Consider the following 17,680-nt stretch of genomic DNA (forward strand, 5'->3'; position numbering starts at 1 on the left):
GTTCGACGAGAATTCATTGCCCCCACTGCACACGAACAGATCAGGATGCCCATCCCCATTCGCATCAAAGAACAACGCATCCACATCCTCACTCTCCCGGTCCATCGCAAACACCGCCGAATCCCGCCGCACAAACCGGCCCCCGGTCTCCTGCACAAACAACGCCCCCGCCTGCCCCTTCGCCCCACACACATACACATCCGCCAGCCCATCCCCATTCACATCCCCCACCGCCATCCGCGGCCCCTGCGTCGACAGCATATGAAAGATCAACCGGTCCCGGTTAAAATCATTAAAAGAATTCTCGGTATGAACAAAATCCAACAATTTCTTATCCTCAGTAAAAATCCTCCTATCCTCCCCCTTCACCTCCGCCGAAGGCGCCACCCCATCCCTCTCAAACAGCTTCAACGTCTGCCCCGTCCTAACCCCCCGCTCCACCGTCCACTTCCCACCCGGCCACTCCACCACCACCGAATCCAACACCTTCGTCTTCCCCAACCCAAAATTCAATCGACTATCCACGCAAGACTCAAATCCCCGCGCCGGCTCCTCCTCCAAATACGCCAGCCGCCCCCCATAATACACCGTCGCCTTCGCCCCCACCGCCTGCGTATTCTTCCCCTCCCCCACCAGCACCAGCTTCAAAAACCGGTTAACCGCCGTATCCGAGTTATTCCGGTACACCGACGCCACCCCATTCACATGATTCACCACCAGGTCCAGGTCCCCGTCATTATCCAAATCCACATACGCCGCCCCATTCGAAAAACCCGGCTGGTCCAACCCCCACTCCGCCGCCTTGTTCGTAAAGGTCAGGTCCCCATTATTATGAAAAGCATAATTCGACAACGGCGTCGACGGGATCATCTCCACCAACCGGCTGATCACATTCTTCCCCTCCCGGATCATCTTCCGCACCTCTCCCGGGTTCGCCATGAACTGGATATAATCCTGGTCCGTCAGATCCTTATAAATACCATTGGCGACAAAAATATCCTTATACCCGTCGTTGTCCAGGTCCGCGATCAACGCCCCCCAACTCCAGTCCGTCGCCTCCACCCCCGCATACCGCCCGATCTCGCTGAAATTCCCGTTTCCCCTATTGAGTTGTAAAACATTTCTCACAAACTGCTTATAATAGCCCGCGGAAACATCCGCCCGGTACTTATCCCAATTCTCAAAAGAAGTCTTCGTCTTAATCCTCGCGTCCTCTCGCGGCAACATATCCGTCACATAGATCTCCGGAAACCCATCATTATTGACATCCGCAATATCCGCCCCCATCGAATTCATACTGATCTCCCGCACACATCCCTCCAGCGACTCCTTAAACGTCCCATCCCGGTTATTCAGATACAAATAATCCCGCTCAAAAAAATCATTCGACACATAGATGTCCGGCCACCCGTCGCGATTCACATCCGCGATCGTCACCCCAAGCCCAAATCCAACGACACTACTATAGATCCCCGCCGATGGCGTGACATCCGTAAAATGCCCGCCGTCATTCCGGTACAATTTATTCCCACCCAGCGAGTCGACGATATTCCGCTGCCCCTGCACCAGGTCATAATTGCCCACACTCCGGAACGAATTGTTCAACAGGTAACAATCCAGGTCCCCATCCCGGTCATAATCAAAGAACACGGCATGCGTCGAAAGACCCGTATTGTTCAGCCCATACTCCGCCCCCCGGTCTGTAAAGGTCCCATTATGATTGTTGATGAATAGTTGATTCGCCCGGTGCGTCCCCTTCATATCCCCCGACTTGCAAACATAAATATCGATCCATCCATCCCCATTTACATCGGCCATACAAACCCCGGTCGACCATACCCCCTCAGAGCCGACCCCGGCCTTATCCGTAATGTCTTCGAAGACAAAGCCCCCTTTATTCAGATAAAGCTTATTGGACCCCTGGTTGCTGCAAAAGAAAAGATCGGGCAGCCCATCGTTATTGATATCCCCAACACCCACCCCGCCGCCATTGTAAAAATTGCGAAAGGTATACATATTGAGCTCTTCGGTATAATGAAGCGAATTGGAGAAGTTCACACCCGTATTAGCCGGCGAAAGCAAGGTAAACAAGGTACGCCCGCCCGTCTTCCCCCCATCCGTACAGGAAAACAGCCCAACCGCCAGACACGGCAAAAACCACCAATTCTTCAAAGCAGTCATCATATCTATTGGGTCAACAGCTCGACATCCGTCACCCGCTTGGGAAACCAGACATTCATCTCGCCCTTGCCACGATTGGCCCAGGCGTAATAGGGTATCAAGTGGATCGTTTCCCGTTTCGTCGAAATAGTCAATCCGTCATCCCCGACAACAACCCGGTCTCCATCGATCTGCAACTCTACAACTCCCTGCAACAATCCCGGCTCGAATTTCGCACTCGTCGCCCCACCACTCAAAATCACATTACTGGTCCTCCCGCCGTTGTCAGCCCACTCGGCACAATACAACATCGGCCCCCGCTGGAACGCCACCTTCCCCCGGTCCTCCTTCACACTGTCGCTGGCGATCACGGTCTGAACTTCCATCGGCAACTCCAACTCCACGACGTCGCCACTCTTCCATTTCCGGTCAACCACCGCATACCCGTTCTTCATCGTAGCGGCTGTCACCTGCCCATTCACCTTGATGACCACCGGCTTCCGAACCCCGCCGGCAAACTGATACAAGCCGTCGGGCACCGCCTCGCCTCTCGCCCATCCCGGGATGCGAAGCAGCAGTCCGAAGGAAGCCGCCTTCGCGACATCCACCCGCAATTTGACATTCCCCTCCCAGGGATAGTTACTTTCCTGCGTAAGCCGCACATTCTCCTTCCCGCCCGGAGCAAGACCGATCGTCGCCTTGCCGCTGATATACAAATTCACAAACACCTCCCTCCCCTTCACCGCATAGATATATCCCGGGATACTCGGCAACAGCCGCGCAATATTCGTCGGACAACAGCTACAGGTAAACCACCCCGCTCTCGCCGGTTCCTGCGCCGGGAACACCTTCCCCTTAGTGATCTGCATCGCATTGGTATAAAAGAAGCTCTTCCCATCAAGGCCCACCCCGCTGATCATCCCGTTGTACAGGGCCCGCTCCAGCACATCCATATATTTCGCATCCCCATGCAACAAAAACATCCGGTAATTCCAGAACACACTGCCAATCGCCGCACACGTCTCGGCATAGGTCGTCAGGTTCGGCAGCTCATAATTGTCGCCAAACCGCTCCCCATCCGGGATCGCCCCGATGCCACCATGCACATACATTTTCTTGCCGACCATATTCTCCCAAAGCCGGTCCACCGCCCGGATATAGGCACTGTCGCCCGTCAGGGCTGCCACATCGGCCATCCCCGAATACAGGTACATCGCCCGCACCGCATGTCCCTCCGCCTCTTCCTGCTGCGTCACCGGCTCATTGGCCTGCCAATAACTCCCGTTCTTCCACACATCCTTACTGGTCTTATCATACTGCCGCTCGCCCCGCATCTCGATAAAGAATTTCGCCAGGTCCAGGTACTCCTTCTTCCCCGTCACCCGGTATAATTTCACAAGGCCCATCTCCACGATCTCATGCCCCGGCGCCACATGCCGCTTGTCCGGACCGAACACACTCACCAGCAGGTCCGCATTCTTCAACGCGATATCCAACAGGTTCCGCTTCCCCGTGGCATTGTAATGCGCCACCGCCGCCTCGAACAAATGCCCCGAATTATACAGCTCATGACTACCATCATGTTCCTTTACCCACCGCTCCGGCCCCGACCATTCATGCGGATGGCTCGGGTCGATCGTCCGGGCCGTATACAAATAGCCGTCCGGCTCCTGCGCCTTCCCGATGATCGTGATCAGCGAATCCAGGTATTTCGCCAGCGCAGGATCGGGATGCACCGCCAGCGAATACGACGCCCCCTCGAGGGTTTTATAGATATCCGTGTCGTCAAAAGGATACACCGTACAGAACTTCCCCTGGTGCAACGCCGCCATCTCGAAATTCTTTACCCGCCCGGTCGATTCACACCGCTCGAAGCTGGCCGGGATGGTCACCGTACGATTGGCCTCGATCCGCGGCAGCCAGAATTGATCCGCCACCTGCACCTGCGTAAAAAGCACCGGCTTGATCGGGTAGTCGGTCTGCGCAAACGTCGCCGCCAAAGGAAATGCGGCCGAAGCTGCCGTCAAAAAACAAACAAAAAGATTTTTCATACGCTGAATTTAAATAAAAACAGGCGAAGGACTTCGCCCGTTTCTATAATTGCTAAACCTTAGGGCTTTACGGACACTCAATAACCCGGATTCTGTTTCAAAGCTTTATTGGCATTCAATTGCACATCTGGCAGCGGCATCACATTCAGGTGATTGATCCCATGCGGGCCAAGGGCATCCGACGGGTCTGCGGGGTGAAACCGCCAGGCGTTGTTGAACACCCCAAACCGGATCATATCCTGTCTTCTCCAACCCTCGAAGAACATCTCCCGCCCCCGCTCGGCCAGGAAGGTCGCGGCCGTCATCGTCGCGTAGGGATCGACACCCCCATGCACCGTCCGGATCTGGTTGACGATCGTCAACGCATAAGGATCGCTCCAGTTGTTATTCTTCCTCGCCGTAGCCTCCGCCGCCGTCAACAGGATGTCGGCATAACGGAACAACGCGAAATCATTGTCCTGGTTCTGGGTCATCCCCGAATAAAAACCCCACTTGGAGATCCTCGCACCCGACTGCCGCCAGGCCGTAGGCTGCAGCTCGTTGATATAAGGAGTAAAGGTGATCGGCGCGCCGTTCGGGTCACCGACATACCCACCACCGCTCTTCTCATAACCCCCATCCTGCAATTGCTTCCCATCCGACCCATACTGCGGCCCGACCAGGAAGTTGGAAAGACGTTTGTCCAACGTCCCCGTCACACTGTCCCCGGCGGGGTCCGTACCGACGACCATGCCCTGGGGACCAGGGTTCTGCACCGGATCGATATAGGAATTATAGAACTCCTGAACACTCGCAAAACCGTTCCAGGGCTGGGCGTTCATATTATAGGTATTCTGGTTGAGCCCGTTCAGGGTCATCATACAGATATTATTGCCCTGCTCATGCACATGGTCATATGGGATCGTGAAGATCGTCTCTGGCACTCCCTTGTTCTCCTTCGAAAAATTGTCGGCATAGTTCGGGGTCAGCGTATACTGACCGGAGTTGATCACCGAGTCGCAAGCCGCAATGCACTTGTCCCATTGCGCCGTACCCGTCCACACCTGCGCATTCAGATACAGCTTGGCCAACGCCGCCCAACAGGTATAGGCATTTACCCGGCCATACGTCGACTCCGTAGCCGGTCCCGTATGCGGCAGCAACGGGGCTACCGCCGTCAGCTCGGATTCAACCAGCGCATATACCTGGTCGCGCGTGCTGTTGCTCGGCGGAGTCGTCTGGCTGAAATCAATGCTGATCGGCACATTGCCATACCAGTCCAGCAGCCATAGATAATAGATCGCCCGCAAACCCCGCAGCTCGGCTACATATTGCGGGATCTTGGGATTCGTATATTTCGACAAGGTCGCGATCAGCCGGTTACAGGTATTGATCCCCGAATAACAGAAGTTCCATCCATTGGCCGGATCGGGATCGGTGGAAGTATACGTATGCGTGGTCAGCCGCACCCAGCGGCCACCGTCACCCCAGTCCGGACCGCGTGTCGGAACAACGATCTCGTCCGTCGTCACCTCGTTGATCGTCAGGTAATGGTTGTTACTGGCTATCCCCGACAGGTTGGAATACGCCGCCCCAACCGCGGACGACAACTCGGCATCGGTCTGATAGAACCCATCCGCATCCACCGTGTCATAGAGATATTTCGTTTCATCCAGCTTGGTACAGGCACCCGCCATACATAGCAGGACAAGAACGGAAAGTCGGATGATTGATCGTATTTTCATATAATGCATGTATTAAGTTGGAAAAAATTAAAATCCCAGGTTGACGCCAAGCGTGAATGACCGCGTCAACACCCAGTTCTCCCGCCGGTCGATACCCGGCGCCAGGATATTCGGGGGAAACGTGCTCTGATCGGCATACCGTACCTCGGGATCGGCGCCCGTATATCCCGTGATCACAAACAAGTTGTAGCCCGTCACATACGCCCGCAGGTTGCGGAACCCGCCGGCCGGCGCCCCATCCTTCTTCAACGCAAAAGTGTACCCGATCGTCGCGTTGTCCAGCTTGACAAAAGTGGCCTTCTCGACAAAGAGACTGCTGAACAATTGAGCATCGTTTACCTTCGGATTGTAGTATTTGGTCTTTACTACATTGTACACCGAGGCGACCGTCGGATTCTCGTAGAAAGCCCGGTACGTATTGATCAGATCATGCCCAAAAGCCCCACGCAGGAACACGTTCAGGTCCCACTTGCTGTACCGGAAAGTATTGCTCCAACCCATTTCGAATTTAGGTAGGCCGTTTCCGATAACGGTCTTGTAGTTGTTGTTGTCCGCCACAGCATTCCCCTTTCCATCGTCGAACAGGTACTTCCCGTTTTGATCGACGCCCCGGTACACCGCCTGGTAGAACAACCCGATCGGCTGACCCTGCATCGCCCGCGTGATCTGCGTGGCCTCCTGACCCGGACTACCCAGGTTGGACGCCCCAACATAACTGCCCGCAAGCGAAGGATCCAGCTTCGTCAACACCACATGCGCCCTCGAGAAATTGACGCTCGTCGTCCAGTTCAGCCCCCGGCCCCTCAATACATCATAATTGATCAGGAACTCGAACCCATTACTGGTCATCGTCCCGATATTCTCCCAGGTCGTCGAGACGAGGTTCGGCGGTACCGGCACCGTCGCGTTGAAGATCAGGTTCGAAGTCGTCCGCCGGAAATAATCGATCGTACCCGTCAGCCGGTTACCGAAGACCGAAAAGTCAAGCCCGATATCCGTTTCCGCCTTCTTCTCCCAACGCAGGTTGGGGTTCGGGTTCTGGTTGGGCGCATAGGTATTTCCATACTGGTCGTTGCCCGCATAATAGGAACCCGATACGGTCAGGGTCGGCAGCGACAGGTAAGCATAAGGCGGCAAAGAACCCGTCTGCCCATAGCTGGCGCGCAGCTTCAGGCTGTTGATTGAAGGAAGATCGAAAATATGACTGAAGTCCACCCCGCCGCTTACCGCCGGGAAATTACCCCACTTGTTGTTCGGACCGAACACCGTGGATCCCTCCCGCCGCAGACTCGCGGCCAGGAAGGCCATATTCTTATAGTTGACGTTCACCCGGCCAAAGAAGGCGACCAGTTTGCTCGCATTCTTAAAGCTCTTCACCGTGGCCAACCCATAGGGAATGTCCAACGCGGCCGAGATATTGCCGGCCGCGGCATCCGTCACGAAGTTCCCCGCAAGGATGCTGCTCCCGGTATTCCGGAAATCCTGGTAGGAATACCCCGCCACGGCGCCCAGATCAAAATCGTTGAACGTATGCTGATACGACAGGGTATTCTCATAAAGCTGGTTGAAGGACTCCCCGTTCCCGAGGAATGCCAATCCATGCCGGCTAAACCCGTTATCGTTGTTGGGATCGAATCCACGGTTGGCATAGGCGTTGATCGGCGAATATTTATTCGAGTCCAGGTTGATCGTCTGCTGCGCATACCGCACCAACGCCTTCAATCCCTTGATGATCTCATACTCCGCCGAACCTGCTATATTCTGGCGCTTGGTCTCCATATTAGCCGTATTCTGCATCAGCAACGCCACGGGATTGGAATAGTCCGTCGCGGAGAACTCGAACCAGCCCCCGCCGGCAATATCGTTGATACTGCCCACCGGCACATGGATCGGCGCCGTGGGATTGTAAATGGTCGCATACTCGAAGGCGTTGGCAAATCCAAGGGTCGAATTCCGATGCGTAAGGCTCGTCTGCACATTGAAGACAAGCCGGTCGTTCAAAGCCTTATGCGTCAGGTTCAGTCGGCCGTTCACCTGGTTGTACCCCGTAGTGATCGCAATTCCTTCTCCCTTCCGGTAGTTGATCGATACATTATAAGAGGTATGTTGGTTCCCGCCGGATAACGACAGGTTGTGGTCCTGCGTGATCCCCGTCCGGGTGATCGCCTTGTCCCAATCCGTATTGGCGCCATAATCGGTACCCGCGCCCGTCGTCTTTAACAGCGCCCGGAACTCGTCCGGCGTCATATGCTTCGTAAACCGCGCCGCCTTCTCAGCCGTCACATTCGCGTTGTACGCCACCTGGGGACCACCCCTTCCACCCGACTTGGTCGTAATAATAATGACCCCCGCCGAGCCACGCGTTCCATAAATAGCCGCGGAAGAACCATCCTTCAGCACATCCATGCTCGCGATATCGTTCGGGTCCACGGAATTGATATCGGCGCCGATCTGCCCATCGATCACGATCAGCGGCGAAGTATTGGCGCCCAGCGTCGATAACCCGCGTAACCGGATCGTGAACCCGGCATTCGGATCACCCCCCGGCTTGGCGATCGACAACCCCGCAACCTTGCCCTGCAACAGCTGCGAGACATCACTGATATTCCCCTTATTGAACTGCTCGGCATCCACCCGGGTGATCGCACTGGTGATCTCCCGCTTCTTCTGGGTCCCATAACCCACCACCACCACTTCATTCATATTGGCATTCAAAGGAGCCAGCCGGATATCGAACGAGGTCTGGCCGCCAAGAGCCACCTCCTGTATCTGGTACCCCACATAACTAAAGACCAATACGGCGGACGCGCTGGGCGCCGTGATCGAAAATCCACCGTCGGGACCCGTCACCGTCGCGGTCTTGGTCCCCTTGATCAACACCGTTACGCCGGCCAGCGGGGCTGCATTGTTGTCAGCCACCTTTCCCGACACCTTGAGCGACTCCTGGGCAGACACTCCGGCGCCATAAAACAAGGCCAGAGCATACAAGCAGACAGGCATTGATTTAAGCATTCGTGAGAGCAGGTGCATAAGCTTGAGTTTGGTTTTTAAGAAGTTTTTAATAATACAATCGGTTGCAGGATGGTCCAAAAAAATATCCCGGAATCGCAGGACCCCGGAGAAATTACGAGCTTAAAAAAATAGAAGGAAGTGGAGGATAGGCCGGTGAAAGGCCGCGGCAGTGTTGTAAATGGTTCATAAAGCAATCGTTACAGTTTAACAATAGTTCGCAAGCATTCGGATCGATCAAATGTCAATCCTACATTAAATATAAAGAAACTTTTAGCTAAAAAACAATCGGTTGCAAAAATTTATTTTTGCACACGGCTCCGCCAGGAGCCTTATCTTTTGGTTACTAAAAGGTTATCACCATGTCGGCCCCGCCGCATCACCGTACACCCGATGTATCAAAACCGGACAACCCCCAATCCCACCCTATCAATAACTCCCTGATCCGCAGACCCGCGCTCATTTGGCACCCAATTCGCTGCAACTCACCGTCAATCAAAACTATGTTCCGCAACTACTTCATCACCGCCATCCGCAACTTCTGGCGCAACAAGGTCTTCTCCTTCATAAACATCATTGGCCTCGCCATCGGTATCAGCGCCTCCCTCGTCATCTTCCTCCTCGTCCAGCACGACTTCTCCTTCGACAAGTTCGAAAAGGACGGCGCCCGCATCTACCGCGTCGTCAACGAAGGCGAGAACCGCGAAGGCAAATGGCATGGCGGCAGCCTCGCCGAACCCATGGGCGCCGCCGTCAAAAAAGACGTCCCCGGCCTCGAAATAGTCGCCCCCTTCCGCACCCTCGACGAGACCCGCATCACCATCCCCTACCCTGACGCCAACCACCCGCTCGTCCTCCGCAAACAAAAAGATCTCGTCGTCGCCGACGAGAACTTCCTCAGCCTGGTCGGCTATAGCTGGCTCGCCGGCTCAAACGCAACCGCCACCCAACACCCCTACCAGGTCGTCCTCACCGAAAAAAATGCCCACCTCTACTTCGCCGGCCTCCAGCCGGCCCAAATAATAGGTAAACCCATCATCTTCGATGACACCATCCAGTGCACCGTCACCGGCGTCGTCAGGGACCTCCCCGGCAACAGCGATTTCTATTTCGGGACGATCATTTCCCGCCCGACGTATTACACGGCCCGCCTCAAACCGCAAGGCTTCGGTATGTGGGGCTGGACCAACTCCGCCGATCAGCTCTTCGTCAAGCTGGGGCCCAATACAAAAGAAGCTACCGTCAACGCCCAACTGACCAAAATACTCAACGACAACGAAAAACCCGATCCCAAAGACCACGTCACCCAAACCTCCAGCCTCCAACCGCTGAGCAACCTTCATTTCAATCTCGAACGCGGCGTCTTCGACAACAGCCGCCAGGCCCATAAACCAACCCTCTATTACCTGCTCGCCGTCGCGGCCTTCCTCCTGCTGCTGGCCTGCATCAACTTCATCAACCTCACCACCGCCCAGGCCTCCCAACGCGCAAAAGAGATCGGGATAAGAAAGACCCTCGGCAGCCAGCGCCGGCAACTGACCATCCAATTCCTCACAGAAACATTCGTGCTCACCCTGCTGGCAACCGTTCTCTCCATCATACTGATCCCCTTTCTCCTGCAGGTATTCGCCGATTTCATCCCAGCCGACTTCCACTTCGATCTTCTCCGGCAACCCCAGGTCATCGGCTTCCTGGCACTCCTCATCCTCGCCGTCACCGTTCTGTCCGGCATCTACCCGGCTCTCATCCTCTCGGGATTCAAACCCATCGGTGTCCTAAAGAACCAGGCATACGCGAACACCGGCAAAACACGCTCCGCCTGGCTGCGAAAAACCCTCACCGTCTCCCAATTCGTCATCGCCCAGGTATTCATCATCGGCACGCTGCTCGTGACCAAACAGATCAGCTATGCCATCAACAAAGACCTTGGGTTCAAAAGAGACGCGATCATCACCTTCCGGACCAACTACAGCGAAGAGGCAAGAAAACGATTCGTCCTGCTCGAAAAATTAAAGACCATCCCCGGCGTCGCCATGATCAGCCTCTCCAGTAACCCGCCTTCCAGCAACGGCACCTGGACCAGCACCATGACCTTCAACGATGGGAAAAAAGAGATCCGCGAAAATGTAGAGGTAAAGCTGGCGGACAGCAATTATTTCCGACTGTACGGTCTCCGCCTGGTGGCCGGCTCCAGCCCCCTACAAAGCGACACCACAAACGAAGTCGTGATAAACGAAAAATATCTCCATATCCTGGGTTACCAGGACCCGAAAAAGATCATCGGCAGACAGGTCGAGTGGAACCACAAACCCACCATCGTCGGCGTCGTCGCCGACTTCCACCCCCGCTCCGTCCGCGAAGCGATAAAGCCGCTGCTCATCGCCAACGGCACCAATAATGCCAACTTCAGGGCAAACGTTTTCGGCATCGCCCTCCGCCCCCGCAACGCCGACGGCTCCAACTGGACCGCGACCCTCGCCGCCATCCAAAAGGCCTACCGGGAGGTCTACCCCAACGACGACTATGACTACCAGTTCGTAGATGAGACCATCGCAAAATTCTATACCGCCGAAAAGAACATCTCAAAATTATTGATGTGGGCCACCGGCCTCACCATCTTCATCAGCTGCCTCGGTCTCCTCGGCCTGGTCATCTATATCACCAACCAACGCACAAAAGAGATCGGCGTCCGCAAGGTCATCGGCGCCACCGTCACCCAGCTCATCCTCCTGCTCTCAAAAGATTTCCTCAAGCTCATCGGCCTCGCGATCCTCATCGCCCTCCCCATCTCCTGGTGGGGCAGCCGCAAATGGCTCGAGAACTTCGCCTACAAGACCAACCTCAGCTGGTGGGTCTTCGCAGCCGGCGGCGCCACCCTCCTGCTAATCGCCCTGATCATCCTCACCATCCGAACCCTCCGTTCAGCCCTCGCAAATCCAGTAAAAGCCCTCCGCTCAGAATAAAACCAAAACCCTCTTATGTTAAAAAACTATTTCACTACCGCAATCCGCAACTTCTGGCGAAACAAAACCTTCTCCTTCATCAACATCATCGGCCTCTCCATCGGCATTAGCGCCTCCCTGGTCATCTTCCTCCTCGTCCAGTACGACTTCTCCTTCGATAAATTCGAAAAGGACGGCGCCCGCATCTACCGCGTCGTCACCCAGGGCCAGAACGATCGCGGCAGCTGGCACCGTAACTCCCTCCCCGAGCCCGCGGCAGCCGCCGTCCAAAAAGGCATCCCCGGTCTCGAACTCGTGGTCCCCTTCGAAACCGGCGGTGAAATAAAGATCACCATTCCCTACCCCGACGCAAACAACCCCATCGTCTTCCGTAAGAACAAAGAGATCATTCTCGCCGATGACACCTATACCAACCTCCTCGGCTACACCTGGCTCGCCGGCTCGCCGGCTACCGCTCTTAAGCAACCCTACCAGGTCGTCCTCACGGAAAAAGACGCGCACCTGTATTACGCAAACACCAAATACGCCGACATCATCGGCAAACCCTTTATCTACGATGACTCCGTCCATTGCACCATCAGCGGCATCGTAAAAGATCTTCCCGGCAACACGGATTTTTTCTACGGCGCCATCGTCTCCCGCCCCACGCTCTACACGGCCCGTCTCAAACCCAAATATTTCGGCAGTTGGAATAGCGTCAACTCCGCAGACCAGCTCTTCGTCCGCCTGGCGCCCGGCGTAAAACCCGCCTCCGTCGACGCCCAGCTCACAAAGATTCTCAACGCCAACCAAAAAATCGATCCAAAAAGTCCTAATCACAGCTCGCAGTCCGCCCTTCTTCAGCCGCTTAGCGACCTCCACTTCAACCCCGACTATGGCGTCTTCGACGAAAGCCGCCAGGCCGACAAACCAACCCTCTACTACCTTCTGGCCGTCGCGGCCTTTCTCCTGCTGCTGGCCTGCATCAACTTCATCAACCTCACCACCGCCCAGGCCTCCCAACGCGCAAAAGAGATCGGGATCAGAAAAACGCTCGGTAGCCTGCGCCGCCAGCTGATGCTCCAATTTCTCACCGAAACGTTCGTACTCACTACCCTCGCCACGCTCCTGTCCATCGCATTGACACCCTTTCTCCTGCAGGTCTTCGCCGATTTCATCCCGGCAGATTTTCACCCCAACCTCCTCCGCCAGCCTGCCCTCATCGCGTTCCTCGTCGTCCTTATCCTCGCCGTCACCGTTCTCTCCGGCATCTACCCCGCCCTCATCCTCTCGGGTTTCAAACCTATCGGGGTGCTCAAGAACCAGGCCCATGCCAACACCGGCCAAACCCGCTCCGCCTGGTTCCGCAAATCATTGACCATATTCCAGTTTGTCATCGCCCAGGTCTTCATCATCGGCACCCTTCTGGTTTCCAAACAGATCCATTATGCCCTAAGCAAGGACCTCGGCTTTAAAAGGGATGCGATCGTCTATTTCCGCATCAGCCGTGACCAGCGGGCCACAAAAAAACCCGTCCTGCTCGGTAAGTTAAGGTCCATCCCCGGCATAGCGATGATCAGCATCGCCAGCAACCCGCCTTCCACCAACAGCACCTGGACCAGCACCATGACGTTCAATGATGGGAAAAAAGAGATCCAGGAAGATGTACAGGTAAAACTGGCGGACAGCACCTATTTCCGTATGTATGGCTTCCGCCTGCTGGCAGGAACAACGCTGCCGCAAAGTGACACCACCAACGCCGTGGTGATAAACGAAAAATATCTCCATATCCTCGGCTACCAGGACCCGCAAAAGATCATCGGTAAACAGATCACCGGATTCAACGGCAATCCACACATCGTCGGAGTCATGGCCGACTTCTACCCTCATTCACTCCGCGACCCCATCAAACCGCTCGTCATCGCAAATGGAACAAAGAACGAACGGGTCTTCAACATCCGGCTCCAACCCCACGACGCCGGCGGCTCCAACTGGACCACAACCCTTGCCGCCATTCAAAAATCCTATCAGGAACTCTATCCAAACGATGACTTCGACTACGAATTCGTCGACCAGACCATCGCAAAATATTATGACGCGGAAATGCACATCTCGAGGCTGTTAATGTGGTCCACCGGCCTGACCATCTTCATCAGCTGCCTCGGCCTCCTCGGCCTGGTCATCTATATCACCAACCAACGCACAAAGGAGATCGGCATCCGCAAGATCGTCGGCGCCACCATCACCCAGCTCATCCTCCTGCTGTCGAAAGACTTCCTCAAGCTCATCGGCCTCGCGATCCTCATCGCCCTCCCCATTTCCTGGTGGGGCAGCCGCAAATGGCTCGAGAACTTCGCCGATAAGACCAGCCTCAGCTGGTGGGTCTTCGCAGCCGGCGGCAGCATCCTCCTGCTCATCGCCCTGATCGTCCTCTGCATCCGCACCCTAAAGGCCGCCATAGCAAACCCGGTCAACGCGCTGCGGTCCGAGTAACCTCATTCGCCTTCAAAACCCGCAAGAAATTCCCGCCGAGGATCTTCTCCACCTCGGCGGGCTTATATCCCCGCTTCAACAACTCTCGCGTCACCAACGGATAACAAGTAACGTCGTCAAGCTGCTTCGGCGGCGACTCGATCCCATCAAAATCCGACCCCAGCCCCACATGATCCACGCCGATCATCTTCACAATATAGTCGATATGATCGATCAATAACGCCAAAGGCGCCCGCAACGAATCAGCCTCCGCCGGAAAGGTCTTCGACAAATACTCATTCACCGCATACCCCGGCGCATGCACCGCATTCATGCTGTCCACAACACCCTTATGCCGCGCCAAAAAGGCCTTCACCCTCGGCGCATAATTACTGTCAAGGAATCCCGAATAAAAATTCACCTGGATCACACCCCCATTCGCCCCAATCGCCCGGATCTGGTCGTCCTTCAAATTCCGGAACACCGGGCACAACGCATACACCGAACTATGACTGCAGATAACCGGCTTGCTCGTCGTATGAATGGCATCCCAAAAGGTCTTCTCCCCAACATGCGAAAGATCCACCAGCATCCCCAGCTCATTCATATGCCGCACAATGGCCTTCCCCCGCTCCGTCAACCCATACGGGGTCACCGTCCACGCCTTCGAAGTCTCCTCCATCGCCGAGGTAGCCCACGAAGTACTGTTGTTCCAGGTCAACGTCATATAGCGCACGCCCCGATTATAAAGCGAATCCAGGTAGTCCATCCGGTCCTCGATCATATGACCCCCCTCGACCCCCATCATCGCCGCCAGCTTATGCGCCGCCACAGCACGTCTGATCCCCGCCACATCCGTCACGATCGTCATCCGGGCAGCATTCCGCCCCGCAATGGCATACAAAGAATCTATCTCCCGGTTCGCCCGTAAAAAAGCACTCCCCGTCCCGAACCGGTCATCGCAAAAAATGGAGAACACCTGCACATCCACACCCCCCTTCTTAAACCGCGCCAGGTCCGAATGGGTCTTCCCTTTCAGATCCGTCCCTATATCCAGCCCCAACCCGATCGACGCCGAAGACAGCACATCATTATGCGTGTCCACCACGATGGCCTTCGCATGCACCGCGGTATAGTCCTGCCCCTTTACAACCAGCCCACCCAAAAAAGTCAACAAGAAAAGTAGTTTCCTCATAAATTATTGTCTTTTCAATTCCAAATCCTGGAAATCATAACTAAAATCCGTCAACGGCGACACGGGTTTCATGGTAATGACCCTCCCGATCCCCCGTTCGTTCAAATCGAATAGCACAAACGCATCCGCATTCATACTCCGGTCCCTCCACTTCGCAATAAAAGTATTCCCCCGATACGGCGCCAGCTCCCCCGTCAGCTTGGGACTCCGCCGGGAATCAAACCAAAGCCGCCCACCCTTCATCGAAATAACAACATCCCCAAACCATGCATCCCGGTAAGTCCCAACATACGCCGCCACCGATGCCTCCGTCACAGCCGCCCCCGAAGCAAAGTTTATCCCCTTATAAATAGAATCCACCACCTTCTTCTCCTCCTCCAACTGCCGCCGCCGCACAGCCGCATACTCCTTCACCCGATCCGTTCCCGTCATCCCCAAATATCCATCCTTGATCTGGTTGGTGATCGCATTAAAAGCCAGCCCCTCCTCCTGGTTCGTCAGCACGATAATCCCAAGTTGCAATTCCGGCACCATAGTGATCTGCGTCACCATCCCCTCCAGCCCCCCCGTATGACTCACTTGTTTATACCCCTTCACATCACTCAACCCAAACCCCAATCCATAGGCCGCAAAATGCGTGTTATAAGGACCCGGCCCACCCAACGGCAGGATCGTCTGCGGCGCCCAACGCTCCCGCAACACAGCCGCCGAGAACAACGGCTTCATATCCGGCCCATACTTCCCACCCTGCAAATGACAAAGCACCCATTTACTCAAGTCGGCAATACTCGAATAGATACCCCCCGCCGCATGATCCACCTTGCTCCGGCTCCGCGCGATCACCCGCACCGTGCCCTCCACCCGCGCATGCGCATCGATCCAATCGGTCGTATCCTTCAACCGGTCCCAGGATGCAGCGCTATGCCCCATTCCCAATGGCCCCATGATCCGCTGTTCGATAAAATCCTCCCAGCTCATCCCGCTCACCCGCGCCACAATCTCACCCGCCACGATGTAAAGATTATTATCATATGCATACGACGACCGGAAGGAGGTCACCGGCTTCAGGAATTGCAGATTATGGAGAATATCCCGGATCGTAAAATCGCTCGAATCGGGAAAGAACATCAGGTCCCCCGCACCAAGCCCCAACCCGCTCCGGTGACAAAGCAGGTCCCGGATCGTAAACTCCTCTGTTACATAAGGATCAAATAATTTAAACTCCGGAATATACATCCGCACCTTATCATCCCACCGGATCTTGCCCTCATCCACCAGCATCCCCAGGGCCGCCGTGGTAAACGCCTTGCTATTGGACGCGATCCCAAACAACGTATTCTCATCCACCCGCTGCCTCGTGGCCAGCGAACGCACCCCATATCCCCGCGAATGCACCACCTTCCCATCCTTGATCACACACACCGCAATCCCCGGCACATCGAAGGTTCGTAAGGTCCGCTCCACCAGCGTATCGATCGCCGCCGAAGACAACGGCTGCGCTTCCACAGCGCCCGAAAAAAGTAACAGGAACAGAAGTATTCTCATAAAATGCCTTTTAGCCGCAAATGCTGTAACAATAAAATAGTCTTCCCATCCCTGATCTCCCCCTTCTCCATCATCTCCCACGCGCGCACAAAGGGCAGCTCCAGCACCTCGATATCCTCCTCCTCATGCTCAAGCCCCCCACCCGCCTCCACTTTCATCAAAGGCGTATACTCCGCAATAAAGAAGTACAATATCTCCGTCACCGACCCCGGTGACATATACACCTCAAAAACCTTCTCTACCTCACCCAGTTGATAACCCGTCTCCTCCTGTGTCTCCCGCCGGATCGCCACCTCCGGATGATCCCGGTCCAGCAAACCCGCACAAGCCTCAATAAGCATCCCCGTGGCGTTGCCGTTCACATACGTCGGCAGCCGGAACTGCCGGGTCAGTACAACCGTCCCCTGCTCCCGGTTATACAACAGGATCGCCGCCCCATTCCCCCGGTCATACGCCTCCCGCTCCTGCACCACCCACTCCCCATTCCGCTGGAACCGGTACGTATATTTCCGCAACACATACCAATTGTCCGATAACACGTCCGTCCGGACGATCTCGATATTCTTCATTCACCTAAGATAT

9 protein-coding genes are annotated in these 17,680 nt (G+C 55.4%); 2 read left to right on the forward strand and 7 right to left on the reverse strand.

Annotated elements, in window-relative coordinates; translation table 11 throughout:
- The 4 genes from VHE34_RS12130 to VHE34_RS12145 all read right to left on the reverse strand — a co-directional run.
- On the reverse strand, positions 1 to 2,184 hold a 2,184-nt coding region (locus tag VHE34_RS12130; RefSeq protein WP_325588182.1), incomplete at its 3' end, for a VCBS repeat-containing protein.
- 2 nt (positions 2,185 to 2,186) lie between these two features.
- Positions 2,187 to 4,211, reverse strand: a complete 2,025-nt coding sequence (locus tag VHE34_RS12135; protein ID WP_325588184.1) for a glycoside hydrolase family 127 protein — start codon at positions 4,209 to 4,211, stop codon at positions 2,187 to 2,189.
- A 77-nt stretch (positions 4,212 to 4,288) separates the two neighbouring features.
- Positions 4,289 to 5,935 carry a RagB/SusD family nutrient uptake outer membrane protein gene (locus tag VHE34_RS12140; protein ID WP_325588186.1) on the reverse strand — a complete coding sequence of 549 codons (1,647 nt, stop codon included), beginning with the start codon at positions 5,933 to 5,935 and terminating at the stop codon, positions 4,289 to 4,291.
- 27 nt (positions 5,936 to 5,962) lie between these two features.
- Positions 5,963 to 8,935 carry a SusC/RagA family TonB-linked outer membrane protein gene (locus VHE34_RS12145; RefSeq protein ID WP_325588188.1) on the reverse strand — a complete coding sequence of 991 codons (2,973 nt, stop codon included), beginning with the start codon at positions 8,933 to 8,935 and terminating at the stop codon, positions 5,963 to 5,965.
- Positions 8,936 to 9,447: 512 nt separating this feature from the next.
- On the opposite strand from VHE34_RS12145, the gene VHE34_RS12150 reads away from it, so the two are divergent.
- Both VHE34_RS12150 and VHE34_RS12155 read left to right on the forward strand, forming a co-directional pair.
- Complete coding sequence (locus VHE34_RS12150; protein WP_325588190.1) at positions 9,448 to 11,907, forward strand: ABC transporter permease; 2,460 nt, start codon at positions 9,448 to 9,450, stop codon at positions 11,905 to 11,907.
- A gap of 15 nt (positions 11,908 to 11,922) precedes the next feature.
- On the forward strand, positions 11,923 to 14,379 hold the full coding sequence (locus tag VHE34_RS12155; RefSeq protein ID WP_325588192.1) for an ABC transporter permease: 2,457 nt from the start codon (positions 11,923 to 11,925) through the stop codon (positions 14,377 to 14,379).
- Here the strand turns inward: VHE34_RS12155 and VHE34_RS12160 are convergent.
- From VHE34_RS12160 to nudK, 3 genes are read right to left on the reverse strand one after another with little or no spacing between them, the layout of a single operon-like run.
- Positions 14,357 to 15,553: a dipeptidase gene (locus VHE34_RS12160; protein WP_325588195.1), complete on the reverse strand. Its 1,197-nt coding sequence runs from the start codon at positions 15,551 to 15,553 to the stop codon at positions 14,357 to 14,359. The two genes, VHE34_RS12155 and VHE34_RS12160, sit on opposite strands and share 23 nt — an antisense overlap.
- Positions 15,554 to 15,556: 3 nt before the next feature.
- Entirely contained in the window at positions 15,557 to 17,098 is a 1,542-nt protein-coding gene (locus VHE34_RS12165) for a serine hydrolase (protein WP_325588197.1), read from the reverse strand.
- Complete coding sequence (gene nudK / locus VHE34_RS12170) at positions 17,095 to 17,667, reverse strand: GDP-mannose pyrophosphatase NudK (RefSeq protein WP_325588199.1); 573 nt, start codon at positions 17,665 to 17,667, stop codon at positions 17,095 to 17,097. The genes VHE34_RS12165 and nudK overlap by 4 nt, the downstream gene beginning before the upstream one ends.
- Positions 17,668 to 17,680: the final 13 nt, after the last annotated feature.

The sequence above is a fragment of the Puia sp. genome (assembly GCF_035546395.1).
Taxonomy (GTDB): domain Bacteria; phylum Bacteroidota; class Bacteroidia; order Chitinophagales; family Chitinophagaceae; genus Puia.